Annotated in this window: 4 protein-coding genes (1 of these 4 running past the window's edge); all 4 read left to right on the top strand. The window is 64.3% G+C overall.

The window, feature by feature from the left end; all coding sequences use genetic code 11:
• Positions 1-14,778, top strand: partial view of an LEPR-XLL domain-containing protein gene (locus ACTG4K_RS10140; RefSeq protein ID WP_439114088.1) — the end only. 25,308 nt of this gene lie to the left of the window's left edge; 14,778 of the gene's 40,086 nt are visible here — the last part of the coding sequence; the start codon falls outside the window, past its left edge; it ends in the stop codon at positions 14,776-14,778.
• A 304-nt stretch (positions 14,779-15,082) separates the two neighbouring features.
• Entirely contained in the window at positions 15,083-16,162 is a 1,080-nt protein-coding gene (locus ACTG4K_RS10145) for an Lcl domain-containing protein (RefSeq protein WP_439114089.1), read from the top strand.
• A 250-nt stretch (positions 16,163-16,412) separates the two neighbouring features.
• Entirely contained in the window at positions 16,413-17,150 is a 738-nt protein-coding gene (locus ACTG4K_RS10150; RefSeq protein WP_439114090.1) for a SapC family protein, read from the top strand.
• A gap of 140 nt (positions 17,151-17,290) precedes the next feature.
• The gene (locus tag ACTG4K_RS10155) at positions 17,291-18,850 is read left to right on the top strand and encodes a TolC family protein (RefSeq protein ID WP_439114091.1); all 1,560 of its coding nucleotides are present in this window, start codon (positions 17,291-17,293) and stop codon (positions 18,848-18,850) included.
• Positions 18,851-18,852 lie beyond the last annotated feature (2 nt).

Below are 18,852 nucleotides of genomic sequence, written 5' to 3' on the forward strand. Positions count from 1 at the left end.
GCCAAGGAAGGCCAGAGCGGCTTTGACGGCGTGACCTGGACGGCCCTGGAAGCGACCGCTGGCAAGGTGGCTTTCGTGGGTGTCGAGGGCCTGACCCTGCAGGCCGACGACCTGAGCGTGTCGATCAACCTGGTGAACGGACTCGGCACAGCTGCCCAGCGAGCCGATCGGGTGATTGACTTCAAGAACGCCGGCTCCGCGATCAGCGTGGTCACCGGCACGAACACCAGCCGCACCCTGGCCATGGACGGAAAGCTCGGCGAGCTGATCCGGGTCTCGGGCGGATTTGACATTGGCGTTGGCGGCTTCTTCCACGTGGGTGGCACGCTCGGCTTCGAGAAGTCCACCCGCGAGGCGGTGCTGGCCGATGGCACTTATGTGAGCGTGGACGCCTTGACGGTGGGCGGCAGCGATCTGAATGCCTTTGCCGGCCTGAACGGGCCGTACCGCACGGGCACCGACGTGAACGGCGACGGCCTGCCCGATGAGGTGAATGAAAACGCCATGGGCTTCGCGCTGGGCGGTGTGGACTTTGCCTTGGCGCTGCTGTCGGCCGCGCCCGGCCAGGCGCCTGCCGGGCTGGCCAACGCCCGCTGGCTGGCGCTGCAGGCCAGTGCCGCCGAAGTGGCGGTGGTGGGGCTGGACGGGCTCACCCTGTCCGCCTCCGATATCGTGGTCGACATCAACCTGGTGTCTGGCCTGCAAGCAGGCGACGTGGCGGCCCAGCGCGTGGTCGACTTCCAGCGCAAGAACCTGGGGGTTGTGACCGGTACCGGTACCACCATGGCGCTGACGCTGGACGGTGCCGCCGGCCAGCGCGTGCGCGCCTCGGGCTCGTTCGAGCTGGGGGTGGCCGACTACTTGCAGGTGTCGGGCTCCATGGGCTTCGAAAAATCAAGCCGTGAGCTGAAGCTGGCCGACGGCACAACTGTGGCGGTGGATGCGTTGACGGTGGGCGGCACCGGGCTGAGTGCCTTTGCCGGGGTCAACGGGCCGTACCGCATGGGTGCCGACGCCAATGGCGATGGCCAGCCGGACGACCTCAACCCCGATGCGGTGGGTTTTGTGCTGGACGACATGGCCTTTGGCCTGGCTGTGTTGAGCGACCAGGCCACACCGTCGCGCCAGTGGACTGCGCTCACCGCCGAAGCCGCGCGGGCTGCGGTGGTCGGGGTCGATGGCATCACGCTGTCGGTGGCCTCTCTCGGTGTGGAAATCAACCAGGCGGCCAGCGACGGTAGCCTGCTGAACTTCAAGGCAATGCCGCTGACGATCGGTACCGGCAATACCACCAGCATCAGCTTGGCGCTGGACGGCAGCATTGGGCCGGTGGTGCGTGTGGTGGGCGACGTGGAGATCGCCGTTGCCGACAACCTGCGCCTGAGCGGGCGCATGGCTTTTGAGCAGGGCCAGCAGACCCTCGCTCTGAGCGATGGTGGCTCGGTGCAGGCGGCGGTGATGCGCCTGAGCGGCGCTGGTGTGGACGGCTTTGCCGGCACCGGCAACGGCCTGGGCTTTGGTATCGACAATCTGAATGTCGGGATGGTGCTGGCCAGCGGCGAGGTGGGCGGTGAGTCGCGCACCTGGCTGAGCCTGGACGGCCGGGCCGACAAGCTGGGCGTGGTAGGGGCCGATGCCTTTGGCCTGGTGGCCGAGGGCACCGATGTGCGGGTGCGCTTGAACCAGGTTTACGGCATCACGACCGGCGTCGACGAGCAGACCGGTTCCAGCGGTGTGACCATCACACCCCTGCGCGATGCCGCGACCCTGGACTGGACCGGTTCGGGTAAGGGCCAGCTCTTTGGCAGCCCGACAGCGCCGTTTGCCTCCCTCAATTTCAGCGGTCAGCTGTTTGAGGCTGGCGGAAGCTTTGAACTGGCGGTGGGCGAGGCGCTGACCGCCTCTGGCCAGGTGCTGCTGCGCCAGGCCGAGCGCAGCATCACCGTGGGCACCGAGACCGTTGCGGTCAACACCCTGGTGGCCGCCGCGAGCGATCTGGACGCCACGCTGGCCGCCAGCCTGGCGGGTGGCAGCGGTGCTGCGATTGCCTTGGGTGGCGTTGAGTTGGGTTTTGCCTTGTACACCGAGGCCCGGCCGGCCGCCGGCCAGACTGCGCGCAGCTGGGCTGCGATGGACGCCAAAGCGGCCAGCGTGGGGGCCGACATCGACTTCGGGTTGGCCGACGTGGACGGTCTGAGCTTCAAGGCCGACAAGCTGGGTCTGCAGTTCAACCAGGCAGCGGGTGGTTCGGCTGGCAAGCCGACGCCGGTGTATGACTGGGCAAGCGATCCCTTGAATCTGGCACTGGACGCCAATCGCACGATGGCGCTGGACTTTGCAGCCAGCCGAGGCGCGTTCTTCTCGTTGGGCGCCGATGTGGCGATCTCGGTGGGCGACTACCTCAGCATCACAGGCCGGGTGGGTATTGCCAGTGCCACGGATCAGTTGGTGGTGATGAGCAACGGCGACTTTGCACTGTTGACGACCGTCACCACGCTGACTGCCGACCGCATGACGTTGCGGGCGGGTTACGGTGGTGTGGCGCTGGTGGTGAACGACGCTAGCCTGTCGATGGTGATCGGTCAGGGCCTGGAGGGTCAGGACCTGGCGGCTCAGAGCTATGTGGCTTTGCGCGCCGAAGCGCAAGCCGTTAGCTTGCAGGGTGTTCCTGGGTTGACCGTACAGGCTGGTGGCCTGTCCGTGAGCCTGAATACCGCAGACAGCAAGGGCCTGGCTATCGATTTCACCGAGACACCTGCAAGCAGTGTTGGTGGCGTGCAGCTGGACCACAGCGGCGCCTTGTTGCGCATCGGCGGTGATCTCACGCTGGCGCTGGCCGACCTGTTCGAGATCCAGGGCAGCTTTGGATTCACCTTGCAAGACGGCGAGATGCTGGTGGGCGGTACCGCCTTGCAGGTCACGGTGGATCTGGGCGGCAAGGATGTTTCGGTGTACGACGGCGAGGTCGGGTTGGTGGTGACCGCCAACGGCGGCTGGGCGCTGAGCGCCTCGGGCCGCACGGTGGTGCCGCTGATTGAAGGGGTGGACCTGATCGCCGGATTGGCCATTCGCATCAACCAGAGCGGCCAGTCCATCAACCGCAGTGTGCTGGCGGGCAGCGAAACCGTGTTGGTTCAATTCGCCAATGCCTCCGATGTGGTGGACTTGCAGCTCAGCGACGGCATTGACGTGTCCATCGGTGGCCTGCTGGAAGATGCCTTGCTGGGTCTTGCCACCCCGCTGAGTGAATTGAAGCTGGGTCTGGAAGCGGCCGCTCCTTTGCCCTTCATCAACCTGCGGCTCGACGAGCTGGTGGGCATCTCCCGCTTGCTCGGTGTGGGCGATTACATCCAGGCGTATCTGGAACCCACGACCTACCCGCTGCTTCCTGCGCCGGTCTACGGCGGCGGCGTGGCGACGCTGCGCGGCCTGGACGCTTACCTCAAGGCGAACTGGGCACCCCAGCTGCTGGGCGGCGCGTCCAACGCAGCCCAAGACGGGCTGTTCTTTGCCTTCGACACCCAAGGCCTGCAGCTGGGCTTCAAGGGGGCCCTGGCAGCGGTGCTGGAACTTCCGGTCGATTTCTCCGCTGGCTTCGAGGCCATTGGCCTGAAGCTGGACGGCTCGGTGGCGCTCTCGGCAGACGTGTCTGCGGCCGTTGACCTGGCGTTTGCGGTGGACTGGACCGATGGTCTGAAAGCCAGCTTCGCGCTCAACGACCTGAGCTTTGGTGCCGAGTTGGCGGCCGACGACATTGTTTTTGGTGCTTTGCTCGGCCCGCTGGGTGTGAGCATCGGCAGCAACGAGGCCGGTGCCGAAAAAGGCAGCTTCTCCGCTGCCCTGGGTGGCAAGGCCAGTTTGATCAACGGCGCCTTCAACTTCGATCTGACCGAGAACAACGTGCAGCTCGACCTGCCCGTGTACGCCTCGGTGGCCGGTGTCGAGCTCGGTTCGCTTGAAGCGGACAAGGCCGCCCGCCTCACGGTGAACGGCAGTCTCTTCGGTGGACCGCCACTGGAATTTGCCGCAGCCAATTTTGAGCAGTTCCTGAGCTTTGGCAGTGTCTCGATCGAGCGTCTGATCGTGGCGTTGCCCGAGTTGCTTGACTACCTGAAGACGGTCGATACCGCCGCTTTGGTGGGCGACTTGCCCTTCATCAAGGACGCCCTGGACCAGGTGCTGGACCTGGCTGACCTGTTTGACCGCGAGGTCATCGGCAAGATCAACTTCAACCGTCCGGTCAACGTCTTGGCTTCGGGCCTGGCCGATGTGACGGAAGGCTCCACCGTGCTGCGCGCCACCGGTGGCACCGTCTTCACCGCCGACATGGTGGGCAAGCTGGTGCGCATCGACGGCAGCCCACGCACCGTCACCATCACCGAGGTCAGCGCTTCCGGCGATGCGTTGGTGCTCTCCAGCGTCTTTGGTATCACCACCAGCGTCTTGCCTTATCAGGTGGAGTCGCCGGTGCAGCGCATCCAGACGGTGCAGGAGTTCGTCACCGCGCTCAACGCCTCCGGCGTGCTGGGTGCAGATCAGCAGGCGTCCTGGAACCCGGTCACGGGCGACCTGCGCCTGCCCATCGTGTTCAAGGAAAAGCTGGTCGGTATCGACACGCCGATCGACCTGGGTTTTGACTTCGGCAGCGCCCTGGCGCTGTCCACTTCAGCCCGTGGCAAGTTTGATCTCGACCTGAGCGCCGGGCTGGACCTGGTGCTCAATCTGGGTCCCACCGGCGTGGTCTTTGCCATCGACCACCTGCGCCTGGCCGGCGATGTGCAGCTCTCCGTGGTCGACCTGGAAGTCGCCGTTGCCCTGGGCTTCCTCGGCATGACCGCAGGTGGCGTGGGCAGCGGCTCGGGTGTGGGCCTGCGCGCTGGCATTGAGCTGGTGCTGGACCGCGATCGCGACCCGGCCACCGCCGACAGCGGGCGCTACAGCTTTGGTGAGCTGCTCAACGGCTCGTTCCTGGGCGACTTCAAGTTTGGCGCGAGCGGCGAAGCTTACGCCCGCCTCAAGGGACTGAGCGTGAGCGGCGGCGTCATCGACATTGCGATCGCGCCCGACCTCGAACTGGGTATCTACGTGCAGAACCTGCTGGACTACTCGTCCTTCCAGGTTGTCACCGACCCCGCTTTTGACCTGGCCGCCTGGCAGCTGACCAACCCCGACGGGGTGAACGATGTCATTGCCGTTCTGCCCGACCTGGGCAATGCGTTGGACGTCAGCAACCTGGGTTACGCCGCCATCGTGCAGGGCCTGCGCACCGGCATTGAGGTGGTGACCCATGTGCTGGAGCAGCAAGCCTTCTACACGCAGGTCCTGCCCATCATCAACCGCTCGCTCAGCGAGATGCTGAACTTCACCGACACCTTCCTCGCGGGTATCCAGGCTGCGGGCTCGACACCGGCGGCCTTGTTCCAGCAGGTCGAGCTGACGATCGAGGCGGCCCTGGGCATCAAAGATCCGAACCTGTTCCAGCTGTCGGTGAACGCCGAGCGCGGCGTGCTGGAGATGAGTCTGAACCTGGGCGCCGCCTACGCGTCGAGTTTCAACGTCAACCTGGACGTGAACAGCCTGCTGGCCCTGGCCGGCCTGCCGTCCAACGACCAGCTGGGCACGCTGGTCAACATCAACGGTGGTGCCCGCATCAACCTGGAGGCCTTTGCGAACCTGGTGCTGGCCGTTGAAATCGCTTTGCCGGGACCCGCCAGCAAGGACCAGGAGCCGCTGATCACCATTGGCGAGGCCACCCGCCTGGAAGTCGGCGCCCGTTTCGTGGGTGAGGACCTGGCGCTGAAGTTCGGCGTGGGTGCCCTGGCGGTGGGGGTGGTGGACGGACGCATCGTGTTTGATGCCGACGGCGTGCTCGATACACCGGGTGCAACCCCTGAAGCAGCCCGCCTGGTGCTGGGCTACCAAGACGGTGGCGTGACGGTCGACCTGACCGGCGGGTTCTCCATGGACCTGCCCATGGCGGTGATGCTGGGTGCGGCGCAGCTGCCGTTGGGCAACCTCACCCTGCAAACCAACCCGGAGTACGGGCAAGATGGCCTGCGCCAGCTCTTCCTGCACCTGGCCAACGACCCCACCAAAGGCGCCGCACCGCCCGTGTTGTTTGAGCTGCCCGACATCGTCGGTGCGGTCGAAGACGCAGCCGCTGGTGCCGGCAATCTGCTGCTCAACCTCATCAACGATCCGGCGCCGTTGCTCGACGGCATCGACATGGGGCTGGGGGTGGTTCAAGACCTGTTCGAAAGCAGCCTGGCCAGCGACATTCCGCTGATTGGTGGCAAGCTGGTGCAGGCCGGCGGCATGATCGGTGATCTGCGCGGCGGCCTGCTGCTGGACTTGCGCGAGAACCTGCGTGGGGAAGGCAAGTTGCTCGAAGTGGTGCAGGGCACGCTGTACCAGACCTTCACCTCGCTGCAGATGCTGCAGGACACCAATGGCGATGGCGCCATCACCATCGACGACGTCGATGTGGGCCTGTACGACGCCAGCGGTGTGCGCATCACCGAGTGGAAGCTGGGCATGGAGCTGCCCGATCACGCCGATGCGTTGCAGGTCAACGCCCAACTGGGTGGCCGACTGATAGGCGGCGGCATCGACATCCCGATCGATTTTGCGATTCCAGGCATCAACCTGACCATTGATGGCGGCTTTGCGCTGGGCGTGGACTGGTCGTTCGACTTCGGCTTTGGCCTGTCGGCCAGGGACGGTTTCTACCTCAGTACCAACGCCGACGGCACGCCGGAGTTCGCTTTCGATGTGGGTCTGTACCTGGACGGCACGCCGCTGGACCCCGACGTCACCACGCCGTTTGCGGGCGAAGGGGAGTTCCTGTTCTTCAAGGCCGAGGTCGAAGACCGGGACACCGACGCGCTCAAGGCCGGCTTTCAGCCCAGCGGGCTGGCTGGTGGCCTGTACATCGGGCTCAACGGCAATGGCGCCAACCGCCTCACCCTGGGCAGCATGCTGGGCAACCCCACGCAGGCGATTGACCTTGACTTTGGTTTGCAGGCCAATGTGCGCCTGGCCACCACGCTGTCCATTGAGGGGGCGAGCATCTTGCCCAAACTCAAGGCCGACATCGTCTTTGACTGGGACTGGAGTCTGGGCCAGAACTTCGCGGCACCTGCGCTCAACGTCGAGTACCTGCGGCTCGACCTGAATTCCTTCGTGCTGGACTTCCTGGCCCCTGTGGCCAAGAAGGTGGCCGATATGCTGGAGCCGATCCGACCGATTCTGGATGCCTTGTACACCCCGATCAATGGTCTCGAGGCCTTGTTGGCCGATCCCACCCTCAAGGGCGTGATCGACCTGCTGGTCGATGTCATCAACGACATCGATGCCCCTGGTGTTCCGAAAATTCCGACCATCGACTGGTCGTTCGTGGATGCAGCGCGCACCATGCTGGCCTTGCCCGCCATGATCGACGGCATTGCCAAAAACGGCGGCGAACTGCTGCTGGGCAGCGTCTACGGCATCGGTAGCCAGAACATGGAGATCCAGACTGGCAACTTGCTGGACATGGCCGGTCTGGGCAGCGGTGTGAGCAGCGCGCCCAGCAGCGAGTTTGCGGCGTTGATTTACGAAGTTGAGAACGGCGCCACGGGGGGGAGCAGCAGCGCTGCGGCCCGCTCGGGCTTCCGCATGTGGGAATACGTCAGCGACATCGCCAACTGGGCCAAGATCCTGAGCGGCGGTGACGCCACCCTGTTCACTTACGAGATGCCGCTGTTGCAGTTCGGCTTCCGCTTTGACGCAGTGATTGCGAGCATTCCCCTGCTGCCGCTGGTGGGCATTCCCAGCCCGATTCCAACACTGGACATTGGGGCGTTCGGTGGCGTCGCGGCACAGGTTGATCTGGCATTTGGGTTCGATACCTTCGGCATTCGAAAAGCCTTCGAGACCGGCAACGTGTTGCAGGTGGTCGATGGCTTCTTCATCAGTGATGTCAGCCTGCCTGACTTTGTCGGCGGCAAGTTCGTGCCCGGTACCGGTGGTATCGACAAGAACGAGGTCACGCTGAACTTCGATATCGGCTTGTCGGCCGGTCTGGGCTTCGGTGTCCTGACCCTGGGCCTGAAAGGCTCCATTGAAGTGGTGGTGGGGATCGATCTCAACGACCCTTCGACCAACACCGTGGTGCGCGACGGTGACGGCCAGGTCATCGACGTCATCAGCAAGGCGGACGGCAGGGTGCGGGGCTCCGAGATCATCTCGATGTTGACCTACCAGGAGCCAGGCCAGCTTCCGCTGGGGCCGTTGAACCTGTTCAACTTCTCCGCCGACCTGTTCGTGCGCGCCAGTGCGTTTGCCAAGATCGGTATTGGCATCTTTTCCAAGACGTTCCAGGTCGATCTGTTCAAGGCGCAGTTGCTGGATCTGGAATACCGCTCACCCAACCCCGAGCCGGTGCTGGGACGTGTGCAGGACGGCACGCTGTATTTGAACGCGGGCGCGTCGGCTGGCGATCGTCTTTTCATTGACACCGCCGATCTGGCCGAAAAATTCATCCTCAGCGGCAAAGACGGCGTCGTCGACGTCGAGTTCAACGGCACGTACCACCAGCGCTTCAGCGGCGTCACCCAGGTCGTGATCGAAATGGGCCAGGGCAACGACCAGCTCGACGCGAGCAACCTGTACCACGCCACGGTGTTTGCGGACGGTGGTGACGGCGACGACACCATCCTGCTGGGCCATGCGGGTGGCCTCGCGGTCAGCCGTTCGGGCAACAACGTGATGACCGCACGGGCTGGCAGCAACGCTCGGGTGGTGTTGATCGGCGGCAGCGGCAACGACCGCCTGAGCGGTGCCGAGGGCGGCGATGTGCTGGTGTCCGGTGCGGGTGAAAACCAGCTCACGGGTGGCGGGGGTGTTGACACCTTCTACGCCGGTAACGGCATGAACCGCCTGGTGGGCGGGCTGGGTGACGATGTCTATGTGTTCTTGGAAGGCATGGGCGCCAACCGCATCGTTGACAACCAGGGGCTGAACATTTTCGAGTTCTCGGGTGCGCTGCCGCAAGTGCCCCTGTTCCCGTCCCAGCTGCAGGGCGCGTTCTTTAACAACGGCATATTGGCCCCGGGCAATTCGCCAGGGCTGCTGGAAGTTGACACCTTTGTGCAAGCCAGTAACGCCGAGCTGGTGATTGAGCTGGGTGGCACCCAACCCGGATGGGAACCAACCAACCACGACCAAGTGATCGTGGGGGGCCATGCCCAGCTTGGTGGGGTGCTCAATGTGGTCCTGTACAACGGCTTTGTGCCGCAGCCGGGCGACGAATTTGTCATCATGACCTACGTCACGGTCAGCGGTGGCTTCAGCCAGGTCAACGGCCTGGACACGGGCGGTGAGTTGGTTTTGGTGCTGAAGCAGGGCGAGAACGACCTGCGGCTCGTGGCCACGCCAAGGGCCGAGGTGCAACCGGTCAACCCGGGTGTGTCTGCGTACTACAACGGCACCCATTTCGAGATCTTCAACCCCGGAGGCAACAACCTGCGGGTGGCCGCAGACAACCTGGGCGTGGTCACGCTGAGCGAGGGCGACGACCTGTTCACCCTGGCCCGCTTGGGGATCAAGCCGGTGTTGGTGGACCGCACCGCTGGCGATGACGTCTACGTGTTGAACCTGGGCAACACCCTGGGTGGGACACAGCGCTCGCTTTCGATCAGGGATGCCGGCGCGACCGATGGCGACGAGTTGCGTTTGAACTTCAAACCGCTCTCGCAGTCGGCCACCGGCAACCAGATCGTGCTGGGCAATGGCAGCGTCATCAGCGGCATCGAGCGGGTCGATTTCGAGTCCGGCCTGGGCGCCATCCGCCTGGTCGGAGACGACATCACCATCACGCCGCCGGCCGGTCAGGACTTCATCGACCTGGGCCAGACCGGCCTCGTTGTGGTGGCCGATCGCGTGACCTTCACCCATGCGGTCAAGGCTTCGTTCATTCACTTCGACGTGACCGAGAAAATTGTCCTCAATGGGGCGCTGGTGGCACCTAAGGGCGTCAGTTTCTCGTCCAACAGCGTGAATGTGGATGTGGTCGTGCCGGTGACCGAGGGTGCCGATGTGATCGCCGACCTGTTCGACGTCAGCAACGCCGAGAAGCTGAGCAACCCGCTGGAAACCCTGCGCATCCGCCCGATCGAGAACACCACGCCGATCGTGATCGGTGCACCGCGTGAGACCGGTTTTGACGGCGCGTTGTTCCTCAACAGCCAGGAGCTGGCCAAGCTCAATGTCAGCGACTTGGTGATTGGCAGCGACCAGAGCAGCGGGCGCATCACCCTGGGGGTGAGCGATCCGGCGGGCATTGACTTCTATGTCCCTGTGACGCTGAAGTCGCCCCAGATGGGCGGTGCGGTAGACATCAGCGGCGTGGTCTCGGGCGTGGACCTGAGCGTTTACGGGCCGGGCAACACCACGACCCTGATCGACACCAACATCACCATGCAAGGCGACGTTCTTTTCGACGATGCCGTGGTCGTGCGGGGCGACTCTATCGTTCGCGCCGGCAGCGGCGAGGCGGGCGCAGGTTGGATCGACATCACCGGGCGCCTGGACGCAGACACGGTCGGGGACACGCTGGCCTTGAGCGCAGGTGGCGACAGGACCGGTTTGAGGAGCCCCAACCAGCGGGACGCGGGCGACATTTACTTCCGCGACGAGGTGGGCGCGGAGCTGCCGCTGAGCGGTCTGCGCATTGAAGATGCCATTGACGTGGTGTTTGAGCAGAAGGTCACGGTCAACGGTGACCTGGTGATCAACGCGACCGGCACCGTGCGCTTTGAATCGACGGTGCACATCGTGGGTGGTCAGCTGATCATCAACGGAGCCGACGAGGTCGTCTTTGCGGCTGGGGTCGAGCTGAGCCTGGGCAGCGCCATTGGCGACCTGCCTGGCCTGGTGTTCGACGGCGTCTACCGCGTGCTGTTCGTCGGTGCGGCGGTGCCCGCCTTGGGCGAGCAGCCGGCGGCTGGCGGCAATTTGATGATTTCTGGCGGTGGCCACATGGAAGGCGTGGCCGTACCGGCCACCGATGGCCAGCAGCTGGAGGTCTTGCGCCTGTCCATCACGGGCACCCAGCCGGTGCTGCTGAGCGCGATCGATGCCGACCGTGCGATCGATCTGGGTGGCATCACCGTGCACGCGACCGATGTGGGCCGCCTGTCGGTGGTGGACACGGTGGTGGCGCAGGGCGGTCGCGGCCTGGACATTGCGCTGCTCGCATCGCAGGGCGATGTGTCTGGCGAGCTGCGTGTCTTGCGCAACATGAGCGCCGAACTCGGCAGCATCACGCTGCAGAGCAGCGGGCGCCTGACGCTGGTCAGCGGCGCGGACGTGACGGCGCAGGCAGGTGATCTGCACCTGGCTGCCGCCACGCAGCTGAGCATGGGCGCCAACTCGACCGTGCAGGCCAGCGCCGGTTCGCTGCGTCTGTCGGCCGGCGAGGGCATGACCCTGGGCACGCTGGTGGCCCGGGACGCGGTCTCGCTGGTGACGGCCGCCGGCGCTGTGGCCGTGGCCACCGGCACCGGCGCGGGCTTGCAGCCCACGGTCACGGCGCAGCGCCTGCGCATCGAAGCCGGTGGGTCGGTAGGCAGCGCAGCTGAGCTGATGGTGCTCGACGTTGACACGCTCAGCGTGCGCACCACGCCCACGTTGGCGGCGTCCGGTGTCTGGCTGCGCACCGTGGGTGCGGTGGTGCTCGACGGTGTTGCCGTGAGCGTGCAACGTGCCGACGGCCAGGGTGGCTTCAGCACCACCACCGACGCGGCGTTCGCTTCCCTGGAGCTGGCCGCAGGCCTGCACCTGGAGGCGGCGGGCATGGGCGCTTCGGTCACGGTACGCCAGGCCCTCAAGGTTGCGGGTGACATCGGGGTGCAGGCGCAGGGCCCGGTCGTGTTGGAAAAGACCCTGGATGTGCAGGGGAGCTTGCACATCGATACCCGCCAGGCGCAAGACGGCGCGGTGCGGTTTGTGCAGGCGGTCACGGTCGGGCAGGGCGCCGTGATCCAGGCCCAGGGCAGCGTGCAATTTGACGCATCTGTGGCCGTCGCTTCGGGTGGGCTGCGTATCGAAACGCCGCAGGCCTTGGCGGCCGACGTGCGTTTTGCCGGGCGCGCCGAAGTGGCTGGCGACGTGTTCCTCCAGGCCCAGGGCGATGTCTGGTTCCATTCCACGCTGCAGGTGGGGGCTGGCGGCTTGCTGTCGGTCATGGGTGCCAACGAGCTGCGTTTCGTGGGTGGGATCGACCTGAACAGCGCCAGTGGTCTGCTGTTCCAGGACACCTACCGCGTGGGCTTCGAGCAGGCGGTGGTGCCTGCGCTGGGTAGTGAGCCCGCTGCGGGGGGCAACCTGCTGATCACCGGCGGTGGCCGGATCGAAGGCCGCTCCGTGGCCAGCGGTGCCTCACCCCTGCAGGTGCTGCGCCTGGAACTGATGGGCGAGGAGCCTGTCACCGTGCGGGCCATCGACGCCCTGCGCGACATCGACCTTGGCGGCATTGGCCTGATCGCTCGCGACGTGGGTGTGCTCACGGTGCGCGATGGCGTCAACGCCGTCGGCGCGCGTGGCATCCAGATCGCCAGCCTGGGTGCGGGCGCCGAGTTGCTGCTGATGCGCAGCCTCAACATCGAGGCCGGTGCCATCAGCCTGGAGTCGAGCGGCAACATTGAGCTGGCCGACCGGGTTTCGGTGCAGACCCGCCAGGGTGGCACCATCAACATCGATGCCAGCGCTGGCAAGGTGGTGATGACCCAGGGCAACCGCATCGTGGCACTGGACAGCAACCTGCGCATCAGCGCCAGCGATCCCATTCAGGCGGGCACGCTGGAGGCCCGCAAAGTGTGGCTGCTGACCGACGACACGCTGGCGCCATTGGACGCTGGCGCGCTGTCTGTGACCGCAGACGAGCTGCGGCTGGATGTGCAGGGTGCACTGGGCACAGCGGCCAATCCGCTGCACTTGGCGGTGCAGCGCATCAGCATCACCACCGGGGGGGCAGACAGCCATGTCTTCCTGAGCAACCAGGGGCCCATCACCGTGGGCTATGTCGACGCTGCTGTGCAGCGCCCCGACGAACAGGGTGGCATCCAGACCCTGCGCAGCGACGGCGCAACCGGTATCCAGAGCTCGGGCCATGTGGTGGTGAGCGCTGGCGGGACCATCGCCATCGAGGCACAGGCCGCCCTGGTGGCCCAGGGCCATGTGCTGCTGCATGCGGTGGGTGCGGGTGCCGATGTTGTCCTCGACGGTGCGGTCGCCTCAACCGCCGGGAGCATCAGCATCCATGCAGATGGCAGCATCTGGCAGAACAGCGACTTGCTCGCCCGTGGCGCCACGGGCACGCTGGACCTGGTGGCCGGTGGCTCCATCACCATGGGGGCAGGCGCGGGCACCACAGGCCAGGGCGGCGACCTGCGCTATGCCGCAGGCAGCCACATCGCGCTGCAGCGCATCGATGCGGGCACGGGTCACGTGGCCTTGGTGGCCGGCGAAAACGGCTCCATCACCGCTGCAGCCGCAGACGGCACGGTGCATGTCAGCGCTGCCATGCTCTCATTGCAAGCAGGGAATTCCGTTGGCTCGCAGGCCGATGCGCTGGCCATCCAGGTCGGCACGCTCGCCGCGCATGCGGGCTCTGGTGGCATCTTCCTGAGCACCAGCAGTGGGCTGCACATCGGTGAAGTGAGCAACCGCGTGAACCGGGTTGGCCTGGATGCGCAGACGGTGCTGCACGACATCGACTTGGCGCAGGTGGTTGCCCAGAACGGTGGCGCTGTTGCCCTGCACGCGGTGGGCGACATCCAGCTCGGCCAGGTGCAGGGTGGTTCCGTCACCCTCGTGAGCAGCGAGGGCGCCATTGTGGGTGCGCCCGGTGGCGCCACACACCTGGTGGCCAGCAGCCTGCGCCTGCAGGCGGCGGGGTCCGTCGGTGAGCGTGGCAACAGCCTCACCACCGATGTCGGCACGCTCAGTGCCAGCAGCCTTGCTGCCAGCCTGTTCCTGGCCGAAGCCAACGACCTGGTGCTGGGCGACATGAGCGCTGCCGGGCACATCGACCTCAGTGCCGGTGGCTCCCTGGCCATGGGCGATGCCGCGCGCATCCAAGCGTCCAGCATCGGCCTGACCGCGAGCGGCATGGCGCTGGGCGAATTGAGGGCGCAGGGCGAGGTGCGGCTGGATGGCCGCAGCGGAGAAATCCGCAGCCAGCTGCAGGCGGCACAGACCAACATCAGCGCCGCCAGCTTGGTGATGACCGGTTTCGGTGTCCCAACCGACAGCTCGTCGACCGCGTTGCGCGCCCAGGTGGCGCAGGTGCAGCTCAACACCGGTGAGGGCGAGCAGGTGGGCAGTTGGTCGCTGCGAGACCGTCAGATGGTGCTGGTGCTGCAAAGCGCCAGCCAGGTGCTGCACCAGCAGGTCGTGGTGGACGGCCGTGCGTTCCAGCGGGTCGACGGCAGCAACGGCCAAGTTACCTGGTCTATCCAGCCTTTGTCGGCGCCGGTGGCACCACAGGTGCCCAGCTCCTTGCCTCCGATCGGCTACGACGAAGCGAAAGCCTTGTTGCAGCTGGAGCGTGGCCGCCGCAGCGCCGAGATCGCGGAGCTGAGCAAGCCCAACGCGTTCATCACCATGATGCTTGAACAAGAGGAGGACAGCGACACGTTGAAAGAAGCCTTCTTGCTGGAAGGCTCCATGGGCGATGGTCAAGCGTCCAAGGACACGTTCGACTTTGATCTTTGGGTTGAGGAGCTGATGCTGTGACCCAGACATCTCTGCGCAGCCCGCCCTTTCACAGGAAATGAACATGAACATGAAAAAAATCGGTCACACGGCGTTTGCGCGTCGCAGTGGCCACCCCGAGTCCTTCAAGCCCTCCAGCCCCTCGGTGTGGGGTGGTTTGTTGCTGGGCGCCACCGTGGGTCTTTCGGCCTGCGGTGGCTCCCCCAGCCAGTCCCTGGACGTCCGCATTGAAGGCCTGCGCGCTGCGGGGTTGGCGATTTCACTCACGCCGCAGGCGGATCAAGTGAAGATTCCCGCCAACGGCACAGCGCACACCTTTTCGGGTTTGGCGCCCAACCAGCCTTACGACATCACGGTGCTCAAGCACCCCCTGAACCAGTTGTGCCGGGTGGCCAACGGTACCGGCACTTCCAAAGCATTGCAGACCCCGGATGTGGCCATCGTCTGCCAACGCACCTTGCTCAACGACACCGGGAGCGAGCTGGCCGACGATGGCGCAGAAGGGCGCGATGCGTTTTCTGCGGCGCTGACCAAGATGGGTTCTGGGGACAAAGGCTTCGACTTCTCGCGCTTGTGCGTGAAAGATGCACAAGGGCAGGTCGAGGTGTGCAAGAGCCCCAAGGCCGCAGCCGATGTGGGTACTGCCCTGGGCGGATGGGTGTGCACACTGGACAACGTGACCGGTCTGGTTTGGCGCGTTGCCGATCCTGATGGGGCAGGTGCTTTGTGTGGCATTCCCGCTGTTCAATGGTTCATCCCAACGGCCCGGGAATTCACCGGTGTATTGGATTACGGGCGGTTCAATCCGGCAGTGTCGCAAGACTATTTGCCGCAATTGGGTGCGTACAAGTACGTGCTGAGGCTGCCGGGCGCTGGGGTTTATTACCTGACGCCTGAGGATGGGCTGGTAATGCCAGCCAACGAGAACGATAGGCTCTTGCAGGTCCGGGTCGCCAAGTCAAAAAATCCGGTTGCATCGTTTGTTCAGACCTCCGCCGCAGACCGCTTGTTTGTGGATCACGAACTTGAATTGATGTGGCAACTGCCAGCGTTGCCCACCCTATCCACCTTTGCGGCGGCGCAATCCAGCGCCACTGCGCTCAGCGCCGGTGGGTACAGCGATTGGCGTTTGCCCAATTACAAAGAATTGGTGGCCTTGTTTGACGCGGACCCCACCTGTGGCTCCGAGGTCTGCGACGTGTTGAAGGCTTACCTGGTCGCCGGTTCGCTTGGGTTCTGGAGCAGCACCGTGTATGCGGAGGGAGGGGCGCCTTCTGTGAACAACCGAACGCGCCTGGCGCTGCAGCCACTGGATGGTGGTTTTAAGACAATGTATCTCGATCCGATTTTGACAGCACGGGCCATTTACGTGCGAAATCTGACGGGAACCGAGGTGCCACCCTGAGTGCAAGACGGTCGGCTGCGGGTCAAAATGTTATAAATAATGGTTTAGTGTATTTTGATCTGATATTGTGTTTTATATGGGTTATATTGTCGTTTATCAGCTTAGCCGCTTGGCCTGCCCAGCCACCGAATGGTGCGGCACCGTTGTATGACGTTTTTTAGGAGGCGTTGATGAAGGGCTAAGGCCAGCGTCTGGTTGACGGTTTTATTTTTTGATGTGTGTTGGTATTTCTTTTGTTTTAGGAAAATGTATGTTTGAGCAATTGGTTCCCGTTAATAAAGCCCGTCATGCGGGTAAAAAAGTCAAGCAAATTTCAGGTTTCAAATTTGCTTCGCAATTCCATATCGCCTCGGTCATGGCCCACGAATTTGTGCGGGCTTCAGCCATCTATCCGGTGGTGTTTTTGGAAGACAAAGAAAAAGACGAGTTTCGCCCGGTGGCCCTGATGGGTCTGGACGGCGGTGAGAACTTGTTCGTGGATGGTGCGGGCAAATGGCAGGCTTCTTACATCCCCGCCATCATTCGGCGCTACCCGTTTGCTCTTGCCTCGACCGACCAGGAAGGTCAGTTCACCGTGTGCATTGACGAAGCCAGTGCGCTCGTCAACGACGAAGAGGGTGCGCCTTTGTTTGACGAGCAGGGCGAACCCGCCGAGGCGCTCGAAAACGTCAAGCGCTACCTGGGTGAGCTGCAGCAGATGGATGCTTTCACCAAGGCTTTTTGCAAATACCTGGCCGAACACAACATGTTCACACCGTTGAACATGCGGGTGCGCCAGGCCGATCAGGTCAAGAACATCACGGGTTGCTACGTGGTCAACGAAGAGCGTCTGAACAACCTGTCGGACGAGCGCTTCCTGGAATTGCGCAAGACCCGCTACCTGCCCGCGCTGTATGCGCACCTGGGTTCTCTGGCCCAAATCGAGCGCCTGATCATGCTCAAGGACGGTCGCACCGGCATCAGCACCGTCGACAGCAGCGCGACCTGATCGGGTCGCCAGAGCAGAGGCGCGCCTGGGCGCGCGCCGCACCAGGCCAGCATGGTGAACTGTGCTGGCCTCTTCTTGCTGTCGCAGCCGCTTTGCTTTTTCCGCTTTTTTGTTTTGACAACCGCTGAACCTAGCCTCCCATGAAATTGCTGTTTTCCGTTGTGGCGTGCCTTGCGCCAGCGTTGGTGCAGGCCGGTGATCCTGCCTCTGGGTCCGGTGCTGCCCCTTCAGCCGCCGTGGCTGTGGCCGAGGACAGCTTGGGGCCCAACACGCCGCTGTCGCCTCAGGCGCTGGTGCGCCTGGTGGCTGTGCGCAACGCGGCGGCGGTCAACGCCGGGCTTCAACAAGCCGTGAGCGGCAATTTGCTTCAAGCGGAGCAGGCCCTCTACAGCCCCAAGCTGCTGGCCCGTGTCCGCACCGACAGTGTCAACCGGCCGCGCAGCACCGACGAATACACGCAAGTGAGCGAGCTGGTCAATCCCTCCGGGCCGCTGGTGGCACGTTACAAGTCCTTGGATGTCGGCTTGCAGTTCAAGCTGCCCAGTGGCGCTGCACTGGACCTCTCGCACCAGCTGAACGACCGCAAGAGCAATTTGTTTTTACCCCCCAACTCGGTGGAATACAGCGGCACCCTGAGCCTCGTGCTCAAGCAGCCGTTGCTGCGCAACGCGGGCCGTGCCGCCACCGAAGCCGATCTGCGCATCGCTGAACTGGACCAACAACTGGACGTGCAGCGGTTTTCCAAGTCGGTGCTGGAATCGGCGGGCGAGGGCATGAATGTGTTTTGGCAACTGCACCGCGCCATCCAGGGCCTGTCGCTGCGGGAGGTGTCGATGGGTTCGCTGCGTAAGCTGCAGGCCGACGTTGCGAGCCGGGTCGATGCCGGGTTTGCCCCCCGAACCGAGTTGCTGGACATGCAGATCGCGCTGAGCGCGCGTGAAACGGAGCTGGTGCGCGCGCAGCGGGCGGTGCTCGAAGCCCAGTCGCGCATGCGCGGTGTGCTCAACCTCGGCGCAGACACAGCGACCGAAGCCAGCTTCATGCCCCAAGTCCCGCCCGGGGAAGCGCCGATCAGCCGAGACGAGTTGGGCGCACGCCTGGAGAAGGCCCGCGCGTCCTGGCCGGTTTTGCAGCTCGCTTTGTTGCGCCGCCAGCAAGAAGGCGTTCGGCTGCAATTTGCGCGCAACCAGGCCTTGCCCGATCTGAGCCTGGAGGTGGGCTTCAACCACAACAGCCTGAGAGACCAACTCAACGCGGCCTGGAAAGACAGTATTTCGAATAAAAACCCCGGCTGGTTTGCTGCGATCAGCCTGGACATGCCGCTGTCCAACCAGCGCGCTGATGCCCGGCTGGCGGCCCAAACCGTTCGCCTGGAGCAGGCCGATGCAGAAGTGCAGGCCGCCGACCGCTCGCTCAGCAACGACCTGTTGACCCGCATTCAACAGCTGCAAAGCACGCTCAGCGAGGCCCGCTTGCAGGCCCAGGACGTGCGCGCTCGCGAGGCCTTGCTGGTGGCCGATCAGGCGCAGTACCAGCTCGGTCGTGCGCGGATTCGCCAGGTGCTCGAACGCGAAGACGACTTGAACGAAAGCCGCCTGCGCTTGCTGGACAGCGACGTCCGCGTCGAGCTCGCGCGCCTGGCCCTGATGCTGGCCGACGGGAGTCTGCTCAGCCACTACGGCGTTGACATCCAGCACTGAAC

Origin of the sequence: Hydrogenophaga sp. (assembly GCF_965657535.1) — a bacterium.
Lineage (GTDB): Bacteria > Pseudomonadota > Gammaproteobacteria > Burkholderiales > Burkholderiaceae_C > Hydrogenophaga.

Coding starts and splice junctions, on each gene's coding strand:
- ACTG4K_RS10150 (WP_439114090.1), top strand. CDS start 16,413: ATGTTTGAGCAATTGGTTCCCGTTAATAAAGCCCGTCATGCGGGTAAA.
- ACTG4K_RS10155 (WP_439114091.1), top strand. CDS start 17,291: ATGAAATTGCTGTTTTCCGTTGTGGCGTGCCTTGCGCCAGCGTTGGTG.